This is a genomic window from Streptomyces decoyicus, assembly GCF_019880305.1.
GTDB classification, from domain to species: Bacteria; Actinomycetota; Actinomycetes; order Streptomycetales; family Streptomycetaceae; genus Streptomyces; species Streptomyces decoyicus.
Window position 1 is genome coordinate 934,063 of sequence record NZ_CP082301.1, and the last position, 20,531, is coordinate 954,593.

At 72.1% G+C, this 20,531-nt stretch carries 19 protein-coding genes and 2 pseudogenes; 9 read left to right on the forward strand and 12 right to left on the reverse strand.

Going from position 1 to position 20,531, the window contains the following annotated elements; all coding sequences use genetic code 11:
- Positions 1 to 59: 59 nt before the first annotated feature.
- On the reverse strand, positions 60 to 1,178 hold the full coding sequence (locus K7C20_RS03950; protein WP_030083355.1) for a SchA/CurD-like domain-containing protein: 1,119 nt from the start codon (positions 1,176 to 1,178) through the stop codon (positions 60 to 62).
- Positions 1,179 to 1,430: 252 nt separating this feature from the next.
- Between K7C20_RS03950 and K7C20_RS03955 the strand changes: the two genes are divergently transcribed.
- Together K7C20_RS03955 and K7C20_RS03960 are read left to right on the forward strand one after the other, a co-directional pair.
- Positions 1,431 to 3,065, forward strand: a complete 1,635-nt coding sequence (locus tag K7C20_RS03955; RefSeq protein ID WP_053209087.1) for an FAD-dependent oxidoreductase — start codon at positions 1,431 to 1,433, stop codon at positions 3,063 to 3,065.
- Positions 3,066 to 3,544: 479 nt separating this feature from the next.
- Entirely contained in the window at positions 3,545 to 4,033 is a 489-nt protein-coding gene (locus K7C20_RS03960) for a glutathione peroxidase (RefSeq protein ID WP_030083363.1), read from the forward strand.
- Between the two features lie 124 nt (positions 4,034 to 4,157).
- Here the strand turns inward: K7C20_RS03960 and K7C20_RS03965 are convergent, their stop codons facing one another.
- Positions 4,158 to 4,592, reverse strand: coding sequence for an STAS domain-containing protein (locus tag K7C20_RS03965; protein WP_245171076.1), 435 nt, complete (start codon positions 4,590 to 4,592; stop codon positions 4,158 to 4,160).
- A 242-nt stretch (positions 4,593 to 4,834) separates the two neighbouring features.
- Entirely contained in the window at positions 4,835 to 4,975 is a 141-nt protein-coding gene (locus K7C20_RS03970; RefSeq protein ID WP_160328707.1) for a hypothetical protein, read from the reverse strand.
- A 292-nt stretch (positions 4,976 to 5,267) separates the two neighbouring features.
- Between K7C20_RS03970 and K7C20_RS03975 the strand changes: the two genes are divergently transcribed.
- The 4 genes from K7C20_RS03975 to lnt all read left to right on the forward strand — a co-directional run bounded on the left by K7C20_RS03975 (position 5,268) and on the right by lnt (position 11,282).
- Positions 5,268 to 6,686 carry a GAF domain-containing protein gene (locus K7C20_RS03975; protein ID WP_245171078.1) on the forward strand — a complete coding sequence of 473 codons (1,419 nt, stop codon included), beginning with the start codon at positions 5,268 to 5,270 and terminating at the stop codon, positions 6,684 to 6,686.
- A gap of 355 nt (positions 6,687 to 7,041) precedes the next feature.
- Positions 7,042 to 9,009 (forward strand): ABC transporter ATP-binding protein, encoded by a 1,968-nt coding sequence (locus K7C20_RS03980; protein WP_053209090.1) that lies wholly within the window; start codon positions 7,042 to 7,044, stop codon positions 9,007 to 9,009.
- A 61-nt stretch (positions 9,010 to 9,070) separates the two neighbouring features.
- Complete coding sequence (locus K7C20_RS03985) at positions 9,071 to 9,553, forward strand: nuclear transport factor 2 family protein (RefSeq protein ID WP_053209091.1); 483 nt, start codon at positions 9,071 to 9,073, stop codon at positions 9,551 to 9,553.
- Between the two features lie 118 nt (positions 9,554 to 9,671).
- Positions 9,672 to 11,282: an apolipoprotein N-acyltransferase gene (gene lnt / locus K7C20_RS03990; protein WP_053209092.1), complete on the forward strand. Its 1,611-nt coding sequence runs from the start codon at positions 9,672 to 9,674 to the stop codon at positions 11,280 to 11,282.
- On the opposite strand, the gene K7C20_RS03995 is transcribed toward lnt, so the two are convergent.
- Complete coding sequence (locus tag K7C20_RS03995) at positions 11,251 to 12,159, reverse strand: Gfo/Idh/MocA family protein (protein ID WP_030083377.1); 909 nt, start codon at positions 12,157 to 12,159, stop codon at positions 11,251 to 11,253. The two genes, lnt and K7C20_RS03995, sit on opposite strands and share 32 nt — an antisense overlap.
- A gap of 35 nt (positions 12,160 to 12,194) precedes the next feature.
- A complete protein-coding gene (locus tag K7C20_RS38050; RefSeq protein WP_280921992.1) occupies positions 12,195 to 12,602 on the reverse strand; it encodes an FAD-dependent monooxygenase in 408 nt (135 codons plus the stop codon).
- A 246-nt stretch (positions 12,603 to 12,848) separates the two neighbouring features.
- Between K7C20_RS38050 and K7C20_RS04005 the strand changes: the two are divergent.
- Positions 12,849 to 13,094 (forward strand): annotated as a pseudogene (locus K7C20_RS04005) (TetR/AcrR family transcriptional regulator); the annotation flags it as partial.
- Between the two features lie 18 nt (positions 13,095 to 13,112).
- Here K7C20_RS04005 and K7C20_RS04010 read toward each other — a convergent pair.
- The 6 genes from K7C20_RS04010 to K7C20_RS04035 all read right to left on the reverse strand — a co-directional run bounded on the left by K7C20_RS04010 (position 13,113) and on the right by K7C20_RS04035 (position 17,884).
- Positions 13,113 to 13,649 carry a hypothetical protein gene (locus K7C20_RS04010; RefSeq protein WP_030083383.1) on the reverse strand — a complete coding sequence of 179 codons (537 nt, stop codon included), beginning with the start codon at positions 13,647 to 13,649 and terminating at the stop codon, positions 13,113 to 13,115.
- Positions 13,650 to 13,787: 138 nt separating this feature from the next.
- The gene (locus K7C20_RS04015) at positions 13,788 to 14,456 is read right to left on the reverse strand and encodes a uracil-DNA glycosylase (RefSeq protein WP_030083385.1); all 669 of its coding nucleotides are present in this window, start codon (positions 14,454 to 14,456) and stop codon (positions 13,788 to 13,790) included.
- A gap of 401 nt (positions 14,457 to 14,857) precedes the next feature.
- Positions 14,858 to 15,628 carry an SDR family oxidoreductase gene (locus tag K7C20_RS04020; RefSeq protein WP_053209093.1) on the reverse strand — a complete coding sequence of 257 codons (771 nt, stop codon included), beginning with the start codon at positions 15,626 to 15,628 and terminating at the stop codon, positions 14,858 to 14,860.
- 28 nt (positions 15,629 to 15,656) lie between these two features.
- Positions 15,657 to 16,418, reverse strand: coding sequence for a 3-oxoacyl-ACP reductase FabG (fabG, locus tag K7C20_RS04025; RefSeq protein ID WP_030083386.1), 762 nt, complete (start codon positions 16,416 to 16,418; stop codon positions 15,657 to 15,659).
- Positions 16,419 to 16,667: 249 nt separating this feature from the next.
- On the reverse strand, positions 16,668 to 17,063 hold the full coding sequence (locus tag K7C20_RS04030) for a DUF3037 domain-containing protein (RefSeq protein WP_030083387.1): 396 nt from the start codon (positions 17,061 to 17,063) through the stop codon (positions 16,668 to 16,670).
- Entirely contained in the window at positions 17,060 to 17,884 is an 825-nt protein-coding gene (locus tag K7C20_RS04035; protein ID WP_030083388.1) for a HipA family kinase, read from the reverse strand. Before K7C20_RS04035 ends, K7C20_RS04030 begins: the two co-directional genes overlap by 4 nt.
- Before the next feature lie 472 nt (positions 17,885 to 18,356).
- Here K7C20_RS04035 and K7C20_RS39665 point away from each other — a divergent pair.
- Positions 18,357 to 18,767: pseudogene (locus K7C20_RS39665) on the forward strand (IS982 family transposase); the annotation flags it as partial.
- A 58-nt stretch (positions 18,768 to 18,825) separates the two neighbouring features.
- Here K7C20_RS39665 and K7C20_RS04050 read toward each other — a convergent pair.
- Positions 18,826 to 19,053 carry a VOC family protein gene (locus tag K7C20_RS04050; protein ID WP_245171080.1) on the reverse strand — a complete coding sequence of 76 codons (228 nt, stop codon included), beginning with the start codon at positions 19,051 to 19,053 and terminating at the stop codon, positions 18,826 to 18,828.
- Positions 19,054 to 19,305: 252 nt separating this feature from the next.
- On the opposite strand from K7C20_RS04050, the gene K7C20_RS04055 reads away from it, so the two are divergent.
- On the forward strand, positions 19,306 to 20,289 hold the full coding sequence (locus tag K7C20_RS04055; RefSeq protein ID WP_030083392.1) for an NAD-dependent epimerase/dehydratase family protein: 984 nt from the start codon (positions 19,306 to 19,308) through the stop codon (positions 20,287 to 20,289).
- Positions 20,290 to 20,531: the final 242 nt, after the last annotated feature.

Genomic DNA, 20,531 nt, shown 5'->3' on the forward strand with positions numbered 1-20,531 from the left:
CCAAGGGCGTGGTGCCGGCGGGTTGAATGAGGGGAGGGACCTGCTGCGGCCGGGCGCAGTCAGGCGCCCGGTGCCCGGCGGTCGGTGATGAGGGCCATGTCGGCGCGCTCGAGGAAATGCGCGAGCTCACGGTCGTTGGACAGGCCGCCGGCCACTTCGGTGTCGAGCAGTCGCCGCAGCACGGCCGTCTTGCGGGGGCCGCGCACGCCGAGCGCCAGCACGGGATCGCTCTCGATCGGGATCCGGAGATCGATGAGGCGGACGACCACGTCGTCGCGCTGGAAGACGGTGCTGCCGGCGATGGGGCACGCCGGGTCGTCCGCGGCCAGCTCGTCCTGGCGGGCGAGCATCTGGGCCAGCGTCATGCCGCACCCTTCCCTGGCGGGGTAGAACAGCGCATGCCGCCGGATGCCGTCGGGCTGTGCTCCGCCCGCCGCGACGTGGTGCACCGCGGGCAGTGCGGCACGGGTGAAGAACACCCGGGCGGAGTTCGGATCGCTGAGGTCGCGGTCCTGCTCCAGGTACGGGTTGATGGCCTCCTCGACGGCCCGGACCTCGGGCTGCTGGGAGATGTGCCGCAGCGCGGCGACCAGGTCGCCCTGCACCTCGACCGCGCGCACGACGCGGTTGCCGTGCATGAACAGGGAGGTGCGGCGGAGCCGCGTGGTGTCGTCGACCCGGGCCTCCGGGGAGGTGTACCCGGCGAGGATCTCCGCGACCATCGATTCGCTGCCCGGCTTCACGGTGAAGGTGAGCGCATGCCGGACCACACCGTCGCCGACGCGGGGGTTGGCCTGGAGGCGGCCCTTCGGGGGCTCGGGCGCGAGGCTGGCGATGTTCGAGGTCTCGCGCAGGACGCTGAAGCGCAGCGACCGGGTGTCCCGGACGCAGCTGTGCAGCGGCTGGACCATCTTCACGTGTTCCTCGCTGTTGACCCAGGCGAGGAACGGCGGTGCGCTCTCCCATTCACTGGTGATGAGCCACTGGGAGGGGTTCTCGATGGACTGGCACAGCTGGTCGGTGATGTGCCCGGGAACGGACGCGACCTGGTTGCGCAGGTGCTCGTAGGCTTCCAGGAAGCGCTGCTGGGCTCCTTCGTGGAGATCCAGGAGCAGCACGACCCGAAGGCGTGAGCCGTCGAAGGCTGACTGGGATATTCGTTCCGACAGCGTGGTCATCGTCTACGCATCTCCTTCGGGGCCCGACGGCCCCAGTGGTGCGTCGTCAGTTCCGGTACGAACCGGGTGACTGAGCCGGATGGTGGGGGCGGCCTGCCCGGTGTCGCGGGGGGCGTCCCGGATTCGATCGTGGCCGGGACCCACGGGTGGCGCGAGATCTGTGAGCCATGCAGGTGAACCGTGATCGAACAGGCCCTGAGCCGGGCATTCGTGCTCCATCTGCCGTAAGCGTCCCTGGAGCTGGAGCACGCAATGAATCCCACCGCCGAAGACCGGGTGCCGGTACTCGTCGTGGGCGGGTCCCTGGTCGGCCTGTCCGCGTCGCTGTTCCTGGGGCGCCTCGGTGTCAGACATCTACTGGTCGAGAAGCATTCGGACACCTCCCGCCACCCGCGCGGCCGGGGGAACAACGTCCGCACGATGGAGCTGTTCCGGGTGGCCGGGGCGGAGCAGCCGATCCGCGAGGCCGCCTCGACCCTGGCCGACAACCACGGGATCCTCCAGACACCTTCGCTCACCGGCGACGACCAGGAGTGGCTGTTCAAGGAGATCGACCCGGGCGGCGGGCTGGCCCGTATCAGCCCGTCCGCCTGGTGTCTGTGCAGCCAGAACGACCTCGAACCGGTACTGGTGCGCTGTGCCCGCGAACAGGGTGGTGACCTGCGCTTCTCCACCGAGCTGAGCTCTTTCGAGCAGGACTCGCAGGGGGTGCGGGCGACCCTCAGGAACCGGGAGACCGGCGAGCTCACCATCGTGCACGCGGACTACCTCATCGCGGCCGACGGCCCCCGCAGCCCGGTCCGGGAGCGGCTGGGCTTCGGGCAGACCGGGCCCGGCGACCTGTTCCACAACGTGAGCATCACCTTCCGCGCGCCTCAGCTCGCTGAGGTCGTGGGCGACCGCCGCTTCATCGCCTGCTACCTGACCAACCCCGAGGCCGACGGCGCCCTGCTGCCGGTGGACAACCAGGCGGACTGGGTCTTCCACGCCCCCTGGCACCCCGACCGGGGCGAGACCCTGGAGGACTTCACCGACGAGCGGTGCATCGACCACATCCGCCGGGCAACGGGCGTACCGGACATGGCGGTTGAGATCACCGGCAAGGCGCCGTGGCACGCCGCGGAGCGGGTCGCCGAACGGTACGCGTCCGGCCGGGTCTTCCTCGCCGGCGACTCGGCCCACGAGATGTCCCCCACCGGGGCGTTCGGTTCCAACACCGGTATCCAGGACGCACACAACCTCGCCTGGAAGCTCGCCGCCGTGCTGAACGGCTCGGCGGGTCCCGAGCTGCTGGAGACGTACGAGGCGGAGCGGCAGCCGGTGGCGCGGGAAACCAGCGCCCGCGCCTCGGCGCGCTCCGCCGAGCACAGCCACCCGGGGTATGCGCCGGCGCCCGGCGCGGGCGGTGGCCGGCAGCGCGGGGTGCTCACCGTGGCCCTGGGGTACTGCTATCCGCAGGGCGCGGTCGTCGGCGCCGACCCCGAACTCCCGGTGGTGCCCGACCAGATGCGGCTGACGGGCGAGCCGGGCACCCGCGCCCCGCACATGTGGCTGCGGGCCGGCGGCGAGCGGCGCTCGACCCTCGATCTGTACGAGAAGTCCTTCGTCCTGCTGACCGGCTCCGAGGGCGAGATGTGGCGCACCGCGGCCAAGGGTGCCGTCGAGCGGTTCTCCCTCGGGCTGGACTGCTATCTGATCGGCACCGGGCCGGACGACGATCTGGCTCCTGAGGACGGCGTCGACTGGGCCGAGAAGCACGGGACGACGTCCGAGGGCGCGGTGCTGGTGCGCCCCGACGGTTTCGTGGCGTGGCGGGCCGAGGGACGGGTGGCCGACCCCGAGGCGGCGCTCCTGGAGGTCCTCGAAGCGCTGCTGTGCCGGAGCTGACCCGCCCGGCCCGCTCCGTTCCGTTCGAACGGAGGCGGGCCGGGTGCGGTGACACACGGGGCTGCTGATGACGGAGGGGCCGGTGGGACATCCGCCGGCCCCTCCGGCGCGCGAACGTATCTTCTGCCCGTCACCACCGCAGGGGCATCTGGGGACCGTCCCGGCCGCGTCCCGCAACTCGGGGACCGATTTCCGGTTGAGTCCGGGCATGGATGCCAAGAAGCCCGCGTCGCACCCCTTTCAGCGCATCTCCCTGCCCCACCAGCCCCCTGCGCTGCCTCCCCCCGCCCCGCAGGCGCGCCGTCCGGCCGAGGGGGAGACGCCGATCTTCGACCAGCTGCTCAAGGAGTGGCGCTCGGGGGAGATCCGGCCGGTCGTGTCCTGGCCGGTCGACGATCCGGGGAAGATCAGGACGGGCGCCGCTGTCGGGACGGATGATGGCCGTCCGTATCCGCGGACCCGTGACGAGGAGCATGACCGTGAGCCTGTACGACATCCCCCTGCGCACCCTGACCGGTGAGCCCGCTTCACTCGCCGACTACCGGGGCAAGGCCCTGCTGGTGGTGAATGTGGCGTCCAAGTGCGGTCTGACCCCGCAGTATTCGGGTCTGGAGCGCCTTCAGCAGCGCTACGGGGACCGTGGCTTCAGTGTGCTGGGCTTTCCCAGCAACCAGTTCGCGGGCCAGGAGCCCGGCACCGCCGAGGAGATCGCCACCTTCTGCTCGGCGACGTACGGCGTGAGCTTCCCGCTGTTCGAGAAGACCGATGTCAACGGCGAGGACCGGCATCCGCTGTACGCGGCGCTGACCGGCACCGAGGACGCCGAAGGGGCGGCCGGTGACATCCAGTGGAATTTCGAGAAGTTCCTGATCGACGCCCAGGGCCAGGTCGCCGGCCGCTTCCGGCCGCGCACCGAGCCGGAGGCCGAGGAGCTGGTCAGCGCTATCGAGGCGGCCCTGCCGGCCTGATCCGTGGGCGCGCCGCTCGCCGGGCGGTGGGCGGGGGCTGCCCGCCGGGCGGCGTACGGGGCACGCGGTCGGGCCGGGCGCGCGGTCGGGCGGGGCGCGCGGTCGGGCCGCGGAGGAGCGCCGGTCAGGCAACGGCGGTGCCGGCGGCGTCCGTGAGCCCGGCTGATCCGGTGGGCCCGGCTGATCCGGCGGGCCCGGCCTCGTCCTCGGCGCCGGCCTCGTCGGAGACGACGTCGAAGCTGCCGGTCAGCCCCGTCATCCGCAGCAGCCGCGCGACGCTCCCACCGCCGGAGACACCGGTCAGCCGCAGCCGGCCGCCCCGCTGCCGCGTCCGGTAGCGGGCGCGGCTGAGCAGGGACAGTCCGGCGCAGTCGATGAACGTGACCGCGCGTACGTCGACCACGAGGTCGACGCCCTGGGTACCGGTGATCTCGTCGAGCCGGTCGGACAGCACCGACACGGCGAGAATGTCCAGCTCACCGCGGAGTTCCAGCACGGTCGTGCCGCCCGCGGCGTGGCTGGGCCCCACGAGTCTCGGGTAGTACTGACCTTCATCCATCGGCCCGGCCCACTTTCGTGCCGAGGCGCGGGATATGGCCACGCGTCTGCGGCGGAGACGTTCGGTAGGTGTGGGGGGCGCCCGGCGCAATCCGGGCGGGTCGGCCCGTTTCCGGGTCGTCGGTGGTGCGGAGGTGTGGCGTCTGTGTCCCTGCGTTTCTGCTGCTGTGCCCGTAGTCGTCTACGGCTTACCCGCGCTCCGCGCCCTCAAAGTTCCGGCGCACGCCAGAGCTTGAGGTTGTCTCAAAGTCGCCCCTTGCGGGCGTGGCCGAGATAGGTGACCAAGGGCCTGGCCTCGCGGATGAGTGCCCGGGTGACGGCGGCCTCGCTGCCGCCGTCGGCGAAAGGGCCGCTGCGGCGCGCCACGACCACGGAGACCGCCACCCGGCCGCCCGGCCCCGACGGGTTCCGTCCGGGCCCGGCACCGAGGTGATCGGCCCCGCTGACCAGGTGATCGGCCCGCTGACCGCCTCCCGGGCACCTCCCTCGGACCACCGGCCCGAGGGCACCCTAATAACACTCTTTCGGGCGAATTAGACTGTTCGAACCGCCCGAATGTGAGAGGTGTGCCCTGAAGCCGTCGGATCCTGCGGGAGAGCTCCCCGCACGCACCACGCAGAGCCTGCGCGAGCTGGCCGGCGGGCCGATCTCCCGGCTTCCGCAGCTCTTGGAGGCGATGGTGGCGGTCGGCTCCGACCACGACCTGCACCGCGCGCTGGGCCGTCTCGCCGAGACCGCCGCCGCCCTCACCGGCGCGCGCCACGCCGCCCTCAGCCTGCACCACGAGGACGCCGACGGGCTCGGTGGTCCGATCACCCACGGCCTCTCCCCCGAGGGCGAGCCGCCCGCCGGAGGCTCCCTGGAGGTGCCGGTCCAGGTGAAGGGCGAGCTGTTCGGCACGCTGTCCGTCGCGGGGAAGGGCTACGGCGAGGAGTTCGGCGACGCGGATCTGCACCTGGTGCGGGTGCTGGCCACCGAGGCCGGTATCGCCCTGAGCAACGCCCGGATGCACTCCGCCGCCCGGCAGCGCACACGCTGGATCGATGGCGCGGCATCCGTCACCACGGCGCTGCTGGCCGGACCCGAGACCGGCTCGACGACCACGAACGCCCTCACCGTCGTCGCGGACAAGGGCCGTGAGCTGGCCGAGGCGGCGACCGGGGCGGTCCTGCTGCCGCACGCCGCGGGCGGTATGGAGGTCGTGGCGATCTCGACCGTGCTGTCCGAGGACGTACGGACCGAGGCGTACCGCGGCAGGATCCCGCCCCGGAGCCCGGTCGTCCACCAGATACATGCCGGGCTCGCGGTCTTCTCCGACAACTTCGCCGACGACCCCCGCTCGATCTCCCCCATATCGCGCCACTACGGCCCGGCCATGCTGTTGCCGCTGCGCAGCAACGGACGGGTGCTGGGCGCCCTCGCGCTGTGCCGGACGTCCGGCGACCGCCGCTTCGGCCACACCGAACGGACCCTGGCGAACCAGTTCGCCGCCCAGGCCGCGGTGGCGCTCGTCCTGGCCGACCGGCACCGTGACCGCGAGCGGCTGGCCGTCTTCGAGGACCGCGACCGCATCGCCCGCGATCTGCACGACCTGGTCATCCAGCGGCTGTTCGCCACGGGGATGCTGCTGGAGACCGCCCGGCGCAAGGCACTGGTGCCCGAGGTGCAGGAGGAGGTCGCCCAGGCGGTCGATGAGCTGGATGCCACGATCCAGGAGATCAGGACGGCGATCATCGCGCTTCAGCAGGGACCGCCCGGGGCGCCGCCCGGCCTGCGCACCCGCGTGCTGCGGGAGGCCGGCGCGGCCACCGCGGCGCTCGGCGCCCGCCCCTCGGTGCAGTTCACCGGCCCCGTCGACGCGCGGGTCGACGACCAGAGCGGCCGGGAGCTGGTGGCCGTGCTCGGCGACGCGCTGGCGGCGGTGACCGCCTCGGCGTCGGCACGGCCGCAGCCGACCCGTGTGGAGATCGCCGTGGACACCACCGCCGCGCTCCCCGACGGCCGACCGGGGATACGGCTGACGGTGACCTGCCCGGCCGGCGCCCACCGGCCCGTGACCTGGGAGCGTCCGCTCCAGGGCGGGTCCGGGGCCTGATCCGCCGGGCGGCCGCGGTGATACGGCGCGACCCCCGGACCCGCGTCCGCCCCTGGCCGCTCGTCCAACATCCGCCCCCGCAGGCCGCGTTGGCTTCCCAGCCGCGCCGGCGCCCTCGCTGCGTCCGCCCTCGACGACGCTCGCGGCCGCCGGCGTCGCGCCACAGTGGTGGGCCGGCGGCGCCGCATACGACCGCGTACGCGGCGGGCGTCCCCGGGCCGGGACGTGCCCCGCACGCCCCGGAGGGTGATCGCGCCGGAATTGCTTGACCTCAACATTGGTTGAGGTCCTAGATTCCTTGTATGTCGCCGGTCAGCACGGCGATCCGTGATGAACCGGCACACTGGAGGCCACCATGGATATGGAAGTCACCGCCTGGCATTCGCTGCACAGCACGATGACCGCTCAACAGGGCCGGCGACGCTTCTCCCGCGGCACCCTGCGCCGCATCACCTCATTCGCCCGCCCGCACCGCCGCCATCTGGTGTGGTTCCTCGTGCTCAGCACCGTGACCGCGATGCTCGCGGTGGCCACCCCGCTGCTCGCGGGCCGGGTGGTGGACGCGATCGTGGGCGGTGGCTCGTCGTCCCTTGTCATCAAGCTGTCCGGCCTGATCGCCGTGATCGCGGTCGCGGAGGCGGGTCTGGGGCTGGTGACCCGCTGGCTGTCGGCGAGCATCGGTGAGGGGCTGATCCTGGACCTGCGGACGACCGTGTACGACCACGTCCAGCGGATGCCGGTCGCCTTCTTCACCCGCACCCGCACCGGCGCGCTGGTCAGCCGTCTGAACAACGATGTGATCGGCGCCCAGCGGGCATTCAGCGACACGCTGTCCGGGGTCGTCAGCAACATCGTGACGCTGCTGCTCACCCTCGCGGTGATGCTCAGCCTGTCGTGGCAGATCACCGTGATCGCGCTGGTGCTGCTGCCGGTGTTCGTGCTGCCCGCCCGCCGGGTCGGCCGGCGGCTGGCCGATCTGCGCCGGGAAGGCGCCGACCACAACGCGACGATGGGCACGCAGATGACCGAGCGCTTCTCCGCGCCCGGCGCCACCCTCGTCAAGCTGATGGGCCGCCCGGTCCGTGAGTCCGCCGAATTCGCCACCCGGGCCCGCCGGGTGCGCGACATCGGGGTCCGTTCGGCCATGGTCCAGACGTACTTCGTCACCGCCCTCACCCTGGTCTCCGCCCTGGCACTGGCCGTCGTCTACGGCCTGGGCGGGTTCCTCGCGCTGCGCGGACAGCTGGAGCCCGGCGCGATCGTCTCGCTGGCCCTGCTGCTCACCCGGCTCTACGCCCCGCTGACCGCGCTGTCCGGCGCACACATCGAGGTGATGAGCGCGCTGGTCAGCTTCGAGCGGGTCTTCGAGGTGCTCGACCTCAAGCCGCTGATCTCCGAGAAGCCCGACGCCCGCGAGGTCCCGGAGGGTCCGGTGTCCGTGGAGTTCGACGCCGTCCGCTTCGGCTACCCGTCCGCCGACAAGGTCTCGCTGGCCTCCCTGGAGGAGGTCGCCACCCTCGACACCCGGGGCGGTGAAGAGGTCCTGCACGGCATCTCCTTCCGCGCCGAACCCGGCCAGATGGTCGCCCTGGTCGGCTCGTCGGGCGCCGGCAAGTCGACCGTGGCCCAGCTGCTGCCGCGGCTGTACGACACCGACGCCGGTGCGGTCCGGCTGTCCGGGGTGGATGTCCGCGACCTGACCGCCGCCTCGCTGCGCGACGTCCTCGGCATGGTCACCCAGGACGGGCATCTCTTCCATGACTCGATCCGCGAGAACCTGCTGCTGGCCAAGCCGGAGGCGACCGAGGAGCAGCTGTGGGACGCGCTGCGCCGGGCGCGCCTGGAGGAGCTGATCGCCGCGCTCCCCGACGGTCTGGACACCGTCGTCGGCGAGCGGGGCTACCGCCTCTCGGGCGGCGAACGACAGCGGCTGACGATCGCCCGGCTGCTGCTCGCCCACCCCCGGGTGGTGATCCTGGACGAGGCCACCGCCCATCTGGACAACACCTCCGAGGCGGCGGTGCAGGAGGCGCTCACCGAGGCACTGGACGGCCGTACCGCCCTGGTCATCGCCCACCGGCTGTCGACCGTACGGGCCGCGGACCTGATCCTGGTCGTCGAGGGCGGACGGATCGTCGAGCGCGGGACGCACGAGACCCTGCTGGCCGCCGACGGACGCTACGCGGAGCTGTACCGGACACAGTTCACCGACTCGGAGGACCGGCGGGAGGCCGCCGGGGAGGCCGTCGGGGATCCCACAGAGGAAGTCCGGCGCACGGATCCCGGCCCGGATGCCGTGCCGGAGTCGGCGCTGGTGACCTGACGCCGCGCCGGAAGGCCCCTGCCTCTTGGCGGGGGCCTTCCGGATGCCGAAAACTGATGCGATGACGCAGCGCGCGGAACACTCCACGGTCATGGACCGCCTCGCCCTCGACGATCTGATCACCGGGTACGCCATCGCCGTGGACGACGGTGACTGGCCCGGCTATCTGGCCCTGTTCACCCCGGACGGCCGCGCCGACTACCGATCGGCGGGCGGCATCGAGGGCGGCACCGAGGAGATCGCGGCCTGGCTCGCCGACATGCTGCGGCAGTTCGCCATACGGCAGCATCTGATCGTCAACCGCCGGATCACCCTCGCCCGCCGGGACGGTGCGCCCGGTGACACGGCCACGGTCCAGGCCGACTACCTCAACCCGATGCGGCTGGCCGGCCCCGCCATGGATACCGAGGACGGCCCCACCTCCCCCAACTACACCTGCGCCGGCCGCTACGAGTTCACCGCCCGGCGCACCGCCGACGGCTGGCGGCTGACCGGGGTCGTCGTCCACGAGAAGTGGCGTCAGGTGCGGTCCGGCGGTGACTGACCGCCCCCGCCGCCCGTCGCCGCCCGGCTCGGCCGTTGCGGCGACACCCCTTTCCTCGATCGGCCCGTCCGCGCACACTGGCCGTCCGACCGGCCGGAAACGGCACCAGGGAGGCCGCATGGACAGCGCGATCGGCCGACAGGCACGGTGGCTCGCCTCCCCCTGGGCCCGGGGCGCGGCCGCCGCGCTCGCCGGCGCGGTACCGGCCCTCACCTTTCCCGCGCCGTCCTGGTGGTGGCTGGCGTATGCCGCCCTGGTGCCCTGGCTGCTGCTGGTGCGGTCGGCGCCGACGTACCGGCGGGCGGCGCTGGACGGCTGGCTGGGCGGCACCGGCTTCATACTGGCCGTCCACCAGTGGCTGCTGCCGAACCTGCACGTCTTCATCCTCGTGCTCGCCCTGCTGCTCGGGGCGCTGTGGGCGCCCTGGGGCGTGCTGGTACGTGCGCTGCTGGGCGGTGCGCCCGCCTCACGACGGCCGACGCGCGAGGGGTCTCCCCCGGCAGGGCCCGCGGGAGCTTCCGGCGACGGGCGACGGCGGGTGACGGGCGGGCGGTGCGCCGCCGCGCTGGTACTGGTGCCGTCGGGCTGGCTGATGGTCGAACTGGTCCGCTCCTGGGAATACTTGGGCGGCCCATGGGGGCTGCTCGGCGCCAGCCAGTGGCAGGTGCCGCCCGCGCTGCGGCTGGCGTCGATCGGCGGCGTGTGGCTGGTGAGCCTGCTGATCGTGGCGGTGAACACCGCCCTGGCCGAGCTGATCGCCCGCCCGGCGGCCCGGCTGCCCGCCGTCGCCGGGCTGCTGGTGTGCGCGCTGGCGGGCACCGTGGCCTGGTTCTGGGCACCGGTCCCCCGCCCCGCGGGCACGGTGCGGATCGCGGTCGTGCAGCCGGGCCTGACCGGCACCCCCTCGGCGCGGCTGGCCCGGAGCGAGACCCTCACCCGGTCGCTGGCGGGCCGTGAGGTGCGCCTGATCGTCTGGGGCGAGAGCAGCCTCTACAAGGATCCGGCCGACCACCCGGCGCTCGCCGCCCGCCTCACCGCCCTCTCCCGGCGGACCGGCGCCGAGTTGCTGATCAACGCCGACTCCGCGCACGCCGAACGGCCGGGCATCTCCAAGAGCGCGGTGCTGATCGGTCCGGACGGACCGACCGGGGACCGCTACGCCAAGATGCGGCTGGTGCCCTTCGGCGAATACATACCGTTCCGGTCCGTGCTGGGCTGGGCGACCCGGGTGGGCAAGGCGGCCACCAGCGACCGGCTGCGCGGCACCGGCCAGGTGGTGATGCCGGTCGCCACCGCGGGCGGACTGCGCGTCGGGCCGCTGGTGTGCTTCGAGACCGCGTTCCCCGACATGAGCCGCCATCTGGTCCGCGACGGTGCGCGGGTGCTGGTCGCCCAGTCCTCGACCTCGACGTTCCAGGAGAGCTGGGCGCCCGCGCAGCATGCGTCGCTGGGTGCGCTGCGCGCGGCGGAGAACTGGCGGCCGGTGGTGCACGCCACGCTCACCGGCATCAGTGCGGTCTACGGGCCACGGGGCGAGCAGATCGGCGAGCGGCTCGGTACCGACCGCAGCGCGGCGGCGGTCTACGACCTGCCGCTGGCCGAGGGCACCAGCCCGTACACCCGGTTCGGTGACTGGGCGGTGTACGGGGCGATGGGTGCGCTGGTGCTCGCCGCCGCGTACGCGGGACTGCGGGCGCTCAGCAGGCGGCCTGCCCGAGCGCGTCGGTGACCACGCGTTCGCACAGTTCGTGGGTGCGCAGCGCGTCCTGGGCGGACGGCTGACGGCCGGCCCGTACGTCGTCCAGGAACGCCAGCACGATCTGCTCGATACCGCGCTGCCGGGCGACCGGGACCCAGTCGCCGCGCCGCCGGATGCTCGGCTGCCCCTTGTGGTCGATGACCTCGGCGAGATTGACGACCTGGCGCTTGGTGTCCTGCCCGGAGACGTCGAGGACCTCCTCCGCGGAGCCGCTGAGGCGGTTCATGATGCCGAGGGAGGTGAAGCCGTCGCCGGAGAGCTGCAACACCACGTGCTGCATCAGCCCGTCACGGATCCGGGCGCGCACATCGATGTGGTCGATCTCGCCGGGAGCGAGGAACCGCAGGGTGTCCACGACATGGATGAAGTCGTCCAGCACCAGTGTGCGCGGGTCCTCGGGCAGCCCGATGCGGTTCTTCTGCATCACGATCAGATCGCGGGCGTGGTCACGGCACTGGGCATAGGCGGGCGCGAAGCGGCGGTTGAAGCCGACGGTGAGGCCCACGCCCCGCTCCTCGGCGAGCGCGACGATGCGCTGGGATGCGGCGAGTTCGTAGGAGATCGGCTTGTCGACATAGGTCGGGACGCCGGCCTCGATCAGCCGGGTCACGATCTCGGGGTGGGCGGCGGTGGCGGCGTGCACGAAGGCCGCGTCCAGGCCGGTGGCGAGCAGCGAGTCCAGGTCCGCGTGGAGCTGGTCCGCGGGCAGCCGGTGGCCGGCGCCGACGCGTTCGAGGGTGGCCGGGGTGCGGGTGTGCAGGTGCAGTTCGAGTCCCGGCTGGGTGCCCAGTACAGGGAGGTACGCCTTCTGGGCGATATCGCCGAGTCCGATGCAGCCGACCTTCACTCGTGCTCCTTGGGTTGTGCCGCGGCCCTGGTGCCTCACGTGCCGGAAGCATACGTGCCGGCCGGCGGCCGCCAGTCGGCGATCCCGTCCAGGGGCCGCAGCACCAGATCCCGCGCGAGGCGGGCGGTGGTGGCCATCAGCGCGGCGCGCAGCACGCAGGCCGGCCGGGAGCGCCAGCTGGTGACCCGGCCGATCCGCCCGGCACGGCGTACGACCTCCATGGTGCGCGGCAGCCGCTGCCGGGTGTACGCGGCGAGCGCCGCGGCCAGGCCGGCATCCGGTGCGGCGAGGTGCGCCAGCACGACGGCGTCCTCGATGGCCTGGCAGCCGCCCTGTCCGAGGTTCGGGGTCATCGGGTGGACGGCGTCGCCGAGCAGGGCGACCCGGCCACGGTGGAAGGCGGGCGGCCGGGCGGCCGCGGTGTAGACGACATTGCGGAGCACGGCGGCCGGATCGGCGGCGGCGAGGAGGTCGGGGATGGGGTGGTGCCAGGTGCCGAAGCGGCGCAGCAGCTCGGCCCGTTCTCGCCGGTGGTCTGCCAGGCGGCCATGGCGCGCACGGCATCGCCGGCGTCGAGGGTGTCCAGGGCGCGCTGGGCGTTGGGGGCGAGGGCGATGCCCGCTCCGCTGCGCTGTGCCGCCGCTGGTTGCCGGGCAGCGGCGACGCCCCGGCGCCGGCCCCCGCCCCGCGCCACTCGCAGGCCCGAGCTGCGGGCGGTCTACGACGGGGCGGGCCGGGCCTTCCGGGGACCGGTGGTGGCGATGCTGGCGGCGGCCGGCTCCGCCGATCCCGAACGGCACACGCTCAGTGTGGTCGCGTGGTGCGACGGGGTGCTGTTCTCCTGCACCGCGGGACAGTTCCATGCGGCCGTCCCCACCCGTGACGCGCTGCGCACGTCGTGCACGGAGCTGCTCGACGGGATGCTGCGGCGATGACGCCGGCCCCGCACCGGCCTACGGGGTATGGCCCGCGAGGCCGTCGAGGCGCAGCTGAAGCCGGTCGATGGCGTCCCGGAGCCCCTGGCGGTATTCACCGTCGGCGAGGGCGTTGACCGAGACCCGGGCGCGGCGCAGCTGGGCGCGCGCATCGGCCGGCCGGTCCAGTGCGGCGTAGTCGGCCGCGATATTGAGGTGCAGTGAGGGGAAGAACGCCCGGAGCGCGACGAGGGGGTGGCGGGGGCCGGGGCCGTCGGCGACTTTCGGCTCTCCCTGGGCGGCGGCATTCCCGGGCCGTTCGGTGACAAAGCCCTCGGCCGCCTCCAGGGCCCTGAGGTCCCAGTCCAGTTCATCCCTGGGATCGTCCTGGGTGTCGGCCATGTAGTGGGCGAGGGTGCAGCGGTGGAAGGCGTCTCCCTGGGGCCCGATCTCATGCCACAGCTCCGAGAGACGGTTGCGGGCTTCTTCCCGGTCGCCGGCGCGATGCAACATGATCGCCTGGCCGATCCGGGTCAGCACCCCGTCCTCGGGCGTCGCCTCCCGCCGCTTCTCCACCACCGCGCACTCCGTTATTCGCTCACCACGGCCACTGCCGCTCCCTCGACGCTAACCGCCGGACGGGACCTGCGCGCGGTGTGCGCGACGCACCGGGTGGTGGGGGCCGCCCGCCCCCGGCCGACCGGGCCCGGCGGCTCAGCCCAGGTCAGGGATGCGCCAGTCGATCGGGGCATGGCCCTGTGCGGCGACCGCCTCGTTGATCTGGGTGAACGGGCGGGAGCCGAAGAACTTCTTCGCCGACAGCGGGGAGGGGTGCGCGCCCTGCACCACGGCATGCCGCTCCTCGTCGATCAGCGGCAGCTTCTTCTTGGCGTAATTCCCCCACAGCACGAAGACCGCCGGGTCGGGCCGGGCGGCCACGGCGCGGATCACCGCGTCGGTGACCTTCTCCCATCCCTTGCCCTTGTGCGAATTGGCCTCGGCCTCGCGGACCGTGAGAACGGCATTCAGCAGCAGCACACCTTGCTGGGCCCAGGGCATCAGATAGCCGTTGTCCGGAATCGGGTGGCCCAGCTCCTCCTTCATCTCCTTGTAGATGTTCCGCAGCGACGGCGGTGTCTTGACGCCCGGCTGCACGGAGAAGCACAGGCCGTGGCCCTGGCCCGCACCGTGGTACGGGTCCTGGCCCAGGATGAGCACCTTCACCTGGTCGTAAGGCGTCGCGTCCAGCGCCGCGAAGACCTGCTCGCGGGGAGGATAGACCGGGCCATTGGCCCGCTCCTCCTCGACGAAGTCGGTGAGCTCCTTGATATAGGGCTTCTCCAACTCCTCGCCGAGGACCCCGCGCCAGGACTCGGGCAGCATGTCGGTCACCACGTCAACAACCTCCGGTGTGCGTTGCGTTCTCACTCACAGAACCTACCGGCGACCACTGACAACGCGGTCCGCGGGCCGCTGCCCCCGGCCGGAACCGGCACCCTGCCCGCGTCAGAAGGTATGTGGCGAGCCGGACGCACAGGACGGGATCCGAGCCCGGGAGGCCGCGCCACTCCGGCAACAGCCCCTCCGTACGGGAGCAGGCAGGCACCTGCCCCAGCGTCCCACAGCCGCCCGGCGTCGGGCCGGGGTGCCCCGCCACGTGGCCGGGAAGCTCCTCGTCAGTGCGCTGACGCGCGTGGTGCCGGCCCTGATCAGGACCGGCACCACGGACTCTGTCTCTCGGAGCGCACACCGGGGCAAGGCCTCGTCAGGGCCCCGCCCGGCCGTCAGACCCCGGCGTTGAGGAACAGGCCGCCGTCGACGACCAGCGTCTGGCCGGTGATCCAGCCCGAGGCGTCGGACAGCAGGAAGGCCGCGGCCCCGCCGATGTCCTCCGGGACGCCGAGCCGCGCCAGCGGGTAGCCGGCCGCCGCCTCCTCCTCGCGGTTCTCGTAGAGCGCGGCCGCGAACTTGGTCTTGACCACCGCGGGCGCGATGTTGTTGACCCGCACGCCGGGCGCGAACTCGTGGGCGAGCTGCAGCGTCAGATTCACCATCGCGGCCTTGCTCATCCCGTACGCCCCGATGAAGGGCGAGGGCGCGAGGCCGGCGATCGAGGTGATGTTGACGATGGCGCCGCCGTTGTCCTTCTGCCATGCGTGCCAGGTGCGCTGCGCGAAACCGAGCGCAGAGACGACATTGGTCTCGAACACCTTGCGCGCGACACCCAGGTCGAGGTCGGCGATGGGGCCGAACACCGGGTTCGTACCGGCATTGTTGACGAGGTAGTCGACCCGGCCGAAGGCCTCCATCGCGCGCTCGACGGCGACGGCCTGGTGGGCCTCGTCGTGCGCCTTGCCGGCGACCCCGATGACCCGGTCGGCGCCCAGCTTCTCGGCGGCCTCCTTGAGGGCGTCCTCGTTGCGGCCGGTGATGACGACCCGGTCACCGCGGGCCACCAGGGCCTCGGCGATGCCGTAGCCGATGCCTCGGCTGGCTCCGGTGACCAGCGCCACCTTGCCGGAGGGCTCCGGGAGCCCGCTGTTCTGCTCGGTCATGTCCCGTACTCCTGAAGTCGGTGGGCGGTCAGTTGAGCGGGCCGCCGGCGACGTACATGACCTGGCCGGAGACGAAGCCGGCCGCATCGCCGGTGAAGAAGGCGATCGCGTTGGCGATGTCCTCGGGCCGGCCGACGCGCTGGACGGGGATCTGGGTGGCGGCCGCGGCCTGGAACTCCTCGAAGCCCATGCCGACGCGCTCGGCGGTGGAGGCGGTCATGTCGGTGACGATGAAGCCGGGGGCGACCGCGTTGGCGGTGACGCCGAACTTGCCGAGCTCGATGGCGAGGGTCTTGGTGAACCCCTGGAGACCGGCCTTGGCCGCCGAGTAGTTGACCTGGCCGCGGTTGCCGAGCGCCGAGCTGGACGAGAGGTTCACGATCCGGCCGAACTTGGCGTCGACCATGTGCTTCTGGCAGGCGCGGGACATCAGGAACGCACCGCGCAGATGCACGTTCATGACCGTGTCCCAGTCGGTCTCGCTCATCTTGAACAGCAGGTTGTCGCGGAGCACACCGGCGTTGTTGACGAGGACGGTCGGCGCACCGAGCTCGGAGGCGACCCGGGTGACCGCCGCCTCCACCTGCTCGGCGTCCGAGACGTCGCAGCCGACCGCGATGGCCTTGCCGCCGGCCTTGGTGATCTTCTCGACGGTGTCCTTGCAGGCCGCCTCGTCGAGGTCGAGTACGGCGACGGCGCGGCCCTCGGCGGCCAGGCGGACGGCGGTGGCCGCGCCGATACCGCGGGCCGCGCCCGTCACAATGGCGACGCGCTGCTCGGTGGTGGACATGCGGGTTCTCCTCACCCTCGAAACCTCGACAAGCGGTCCGCACCGATCCCGTAGGTGAGCAACCGCTTAGTACCCTGAGCAGGGCTGACGCTAGAAGCCCGGCAACGCGCTGTCAACGCTCCACCACTGCGTCGTTGCCCACCTCACCTGCGGCGCATACCGCCACCTGGTGCGATCGCGCCACACGACAGAGCGCCCGGACCGCCACAAGGCGGAACCGGGCGCTCCGAACAGCACTCCCCCACGGTCTCAGCGCACCAACAACTCCAACAGCCGCTCCACCTCGGCGGCGGGGTCGGCGGTCAGGCCGGTGTGCACCGGTCCCGGCTGGACGATGGTGCTGCGCGGCGCCATCAGCCAGCGGAAACGGCGCCCGGCATCGTCCCCGGCCGCCTGTCCGGCCCGCTCACCGCCCTGGCAGACACCCTCGACGGCACCGAGCGCGGCCCGCACCCCGGCCACGTCGGTCGTGGGGTCCAAAGCCAGCAGCCGGGCCTCGTCCAGATAGGTCCTGGCCTCGACGAAGCGCCGGGCGTGGCAGTACACGACGACACCGGCATTGATCATCTCGCCGCGCTCGACCCGGGGCACGACCTTCAGCAGCGCGTACTCGAAAACATCGCGTCCGTTGTGCAGACCGGTCACTTCACTGCCCTCCGTGTCAGCCTTCCGGCCAGCCATTCCGGTGCCTGCGAGGGCTTGTCCTTGCTGGGCTCCCCCAGGGTGATCCGGTCGCTGATCGTCCGGGCGCGCGCCAGCAGCGTGCTCACATACGCCCGGCGCAGCGCGTCCGGGGAGTCGAAGCCGGGCTCGTCGGCCAGCCATTCGTCCGGGACATCGGCCGCGATCCCGGTCAGCAGCTCCTCGGTGATCAGCGGCGCGAACTCCTCGGCCGCCGCCGCGATGTCCGGCGCGAAAGTGGCCAGCACATGGTCGGAAGCGTTGTACGGCCGGACCGAAGCCTTCTCCGCGCTCGGCCAGTTGTGGTGCCAGATCATCGCCGCGCCATGGTCGATCAGCCACAGCTCGCCGTGCCAGACCAGCAGATTGGGATTGCGCCAGGACCGGTCGACGTTGTTGATCAGCGCATCGAACCACACCACACGGCCGGCCTCGCGGGCACTCACCTCGAAGGCGAGCGGATCGAAGCCCAGCGATCCGGGAAGGTAGTCCATCCCCAGATTGAGCCCACCGCTGGCCTTCAGCAGCTCCTGGACCTCCTGGTCCGGCTCGCCCAGCCCGATGACGGGATCGAGCTGCATCCGCACCAGATCCGGCACCCGCAAGCCGAGCCGCCGCCCCAGCTCTCCGCAGATGACCTCGGCAACGAGCGTCTTCCGCCCCTGCCCCGCACCGGTGAACTTCATGATGTAGGTACCGAGGTCGTCCCCCTCGACGATCCCCGGAAGCGAGCCGCCCTCACGAAGGGGCGTGACATAGCGGGTCGCTGTGACTTCGGTCAGCATTTTCCCAGGCTATAGGACTGCCCGACCTTACAATCCACACCTCCACCACGACATGCAAACGCACAGAGTCAGCCACACTCAGACTTGGAGAGAATCCGGAGAGTTTCGACCGGCCTGCAGATCACCCTGCCTCCCGAGTATTCCGTCAAAGACAGTGCGGCCCTTGCTCCCGGCCTCCGGCATGAAGTGAGCATAGGAGCCGAGCGTGACCGGACGGCGAGCCGGTCACCTCACCGAGCTGTACGACCGCAAGGAGCTGGAGGGGCGGCTCGGCACCGCCCGCTTCGGCCTCGCCCTCGACGTGACGGACCACGCCGCCGGGGTTCGTCTCGTAACCCGTTTCGCGATCCGTCCGGGTGTTGCTGGAACCAGCGTGGGCCAGGCGCCCATCGCCGCCGCATGCCCGCCCTATCCCGGCCCCGTCCCGCCGTGGATGCGCCGTGATGGCGGGCCGAGAGGGCGACACCGGCGGGCTCTCGCGAACCCGAAGATCGACGAGCGGGAAGCGCCGGCCTCGATGCTGGGCTGCGAGCCGTATCTGGCCACCGACCGGCCGGGGCCGCTGGTCATCGTGGACAAGGGCTGCGCCTCCAAGGAGTTCGAGAACGACCTCGCGACACGAGGTGCTGAACTGCTACGGCCGCCCCTCAAACGGGAGAAACACCGTAAGGACGAGTCGCTGCTGTAGCCAATACGGCAGCTGTTCGAGTCGGTCAACGACACGTCGAAGGGGCAGTTGGACCTTGAACAGCACGGCGGACGCACCTTCGAAGGCGTCGCCGTCCGGGTCGCCCAGCGCAACCTCGCGATGGCCGAGGCGATCTGGGACAACCGCAAGGCCAACACCCCTGTCCTACGGGCGCTGACCGCATTCGATCACTGACCGCCATGGCACCGCGCCTCGTGTGCAACCAGCGACAGGATCTCGTCGAGCAGGGCTTTCACGGGCGGCCGGTGTCCGGCCCAGTCCAGCCGGCCACGCCGACACACGCCTCGTTCCCCTCGGCGTCGGCCAGCACCCAGTGCGACGGCGCGTCGGCATCATTCACCAGGCGGCCGCCGGCCGCGAGGGCCGCCGCCGTCCGCGCCTCGGCCTGGTCGTACGGCACCCGGACATCGACGTGGACCCGTTGCGTTGCGGGCTCGGTGCGTCCATGCGCTGGAAGCAAAACGGTGCCCCGCGGCGATGCGGGTCGATCAGGTCTTCACCACTGTTCGCGCGGTCCTGGTACCCGAGCAGGGCATGCCAGAAGGGCACCACGTCCGGACTCGCACGTCGGCGCCCGCCCGGACGACCGTCGGGACGAGTGGCCCTGCCGGAATGATCCGGTAACCCGTCCTCCGCTTGTTTCGCTCACGGAGATTCCGCCGAGAGCGTGCGCCCATGGTCCCGGACACGGCCGTGCGGCACAGTCACCGTCATGAAGCTACTGATGCTGGGCGGTACGGAGTTCGTCGGGCGGGCGGTCGCCGAGGCGGCGCTGGCGCGGGGTTGGCAGGTGACGGTCTTCCACCGCGGCAAACACGCGCCGCCGGCGGGCACGGTGGCCCTGCACGGCGACCGCGGGGCCGCGACCGGGCTCGCCGCCCTGGAGAAGGGCGAATGGGACGCGGTCGTCGACACCTGGAGCGGAGCCCCCTCGGCGGTGCGGGACACGGCGCGGCTGCTGGCCGGGCGGGCCGGGCGCTATGCCTACGTCTCCAGCCGCTCGGTGTACGCGTATCCGGCCCCGTACGGGCTCGACGAGGACGGGCCGCTGGTCGCCGGATCCGCCGACGACACGTCATCCGACGACTACGCGGCGGCCAAGCGGGGCGGTGAACTGGCGGCGACCGAGGCGTTCGGGGACCGGGCGCTGCTGGTCCGCGCAGGGCTGATCCTCGGACCGTACGAGAACATCGGGCGGCTGCCGTGGTGGCTGGGCCGGATCGCCCGCGGCGGCCCGGTCCTCGCGCCTGGGCCACGGGAGTTGGCGCTGCAGTACATCGACGCCCGTGATCTCGCCGAGTGGACCCTCGACGCCCTGGAGTCCGGGATCGGCGGGGCGTACAACCTGCTCAGCGAGGCGGGGCACGCCACGATGGGCGAGTTGCTGGAGAGCTGTGTGCAGGTCACCGGCGCGGACGCGGAGCTGCGTTGGACCGCTCCGGAGGACATCCTCGCCGCCGGTATCGAGCCCTGGACCGAGCTGCCGGTCTGGCTGACAGCCGGCGAGCTCCAGGACGCGCTCTACGGCGCCGATGTGTCCAGGGCCCTGGCCACCGGGCTGCGCTGCCGCCCGGTCGGCGAAACGGTCGCCGACACCTGGGCCTGGCTGCGGTCCCTGGGCGGCACGGCGCCCCTGCGTCCGGACCGGCCGGCGCCCGGCCTCGCCCCGGAGAAGGAAGCGGCGGTGCTGGGGTAGCGGTGCGCTGGGGCAAGTCTTCGCCGCAGCGACGGGGACAACGAGTGGCTCCGGGCAGAGGCCGCACTCCAGCGCCCCTGTGGGGAGCTTCTGGGGGGCCGGTCCCCCGTCGGGCTCCTCACGAACCGAACCACCAGCCGGGTGGGCAGGCCGGCCTGGCCTGCCCACCAGGTACTCCCCCGCCCCTGCCCCGTCTCGTCTCCCCCCGGCCCGGTCACGTCATGGCGCGGGACATGACGGTG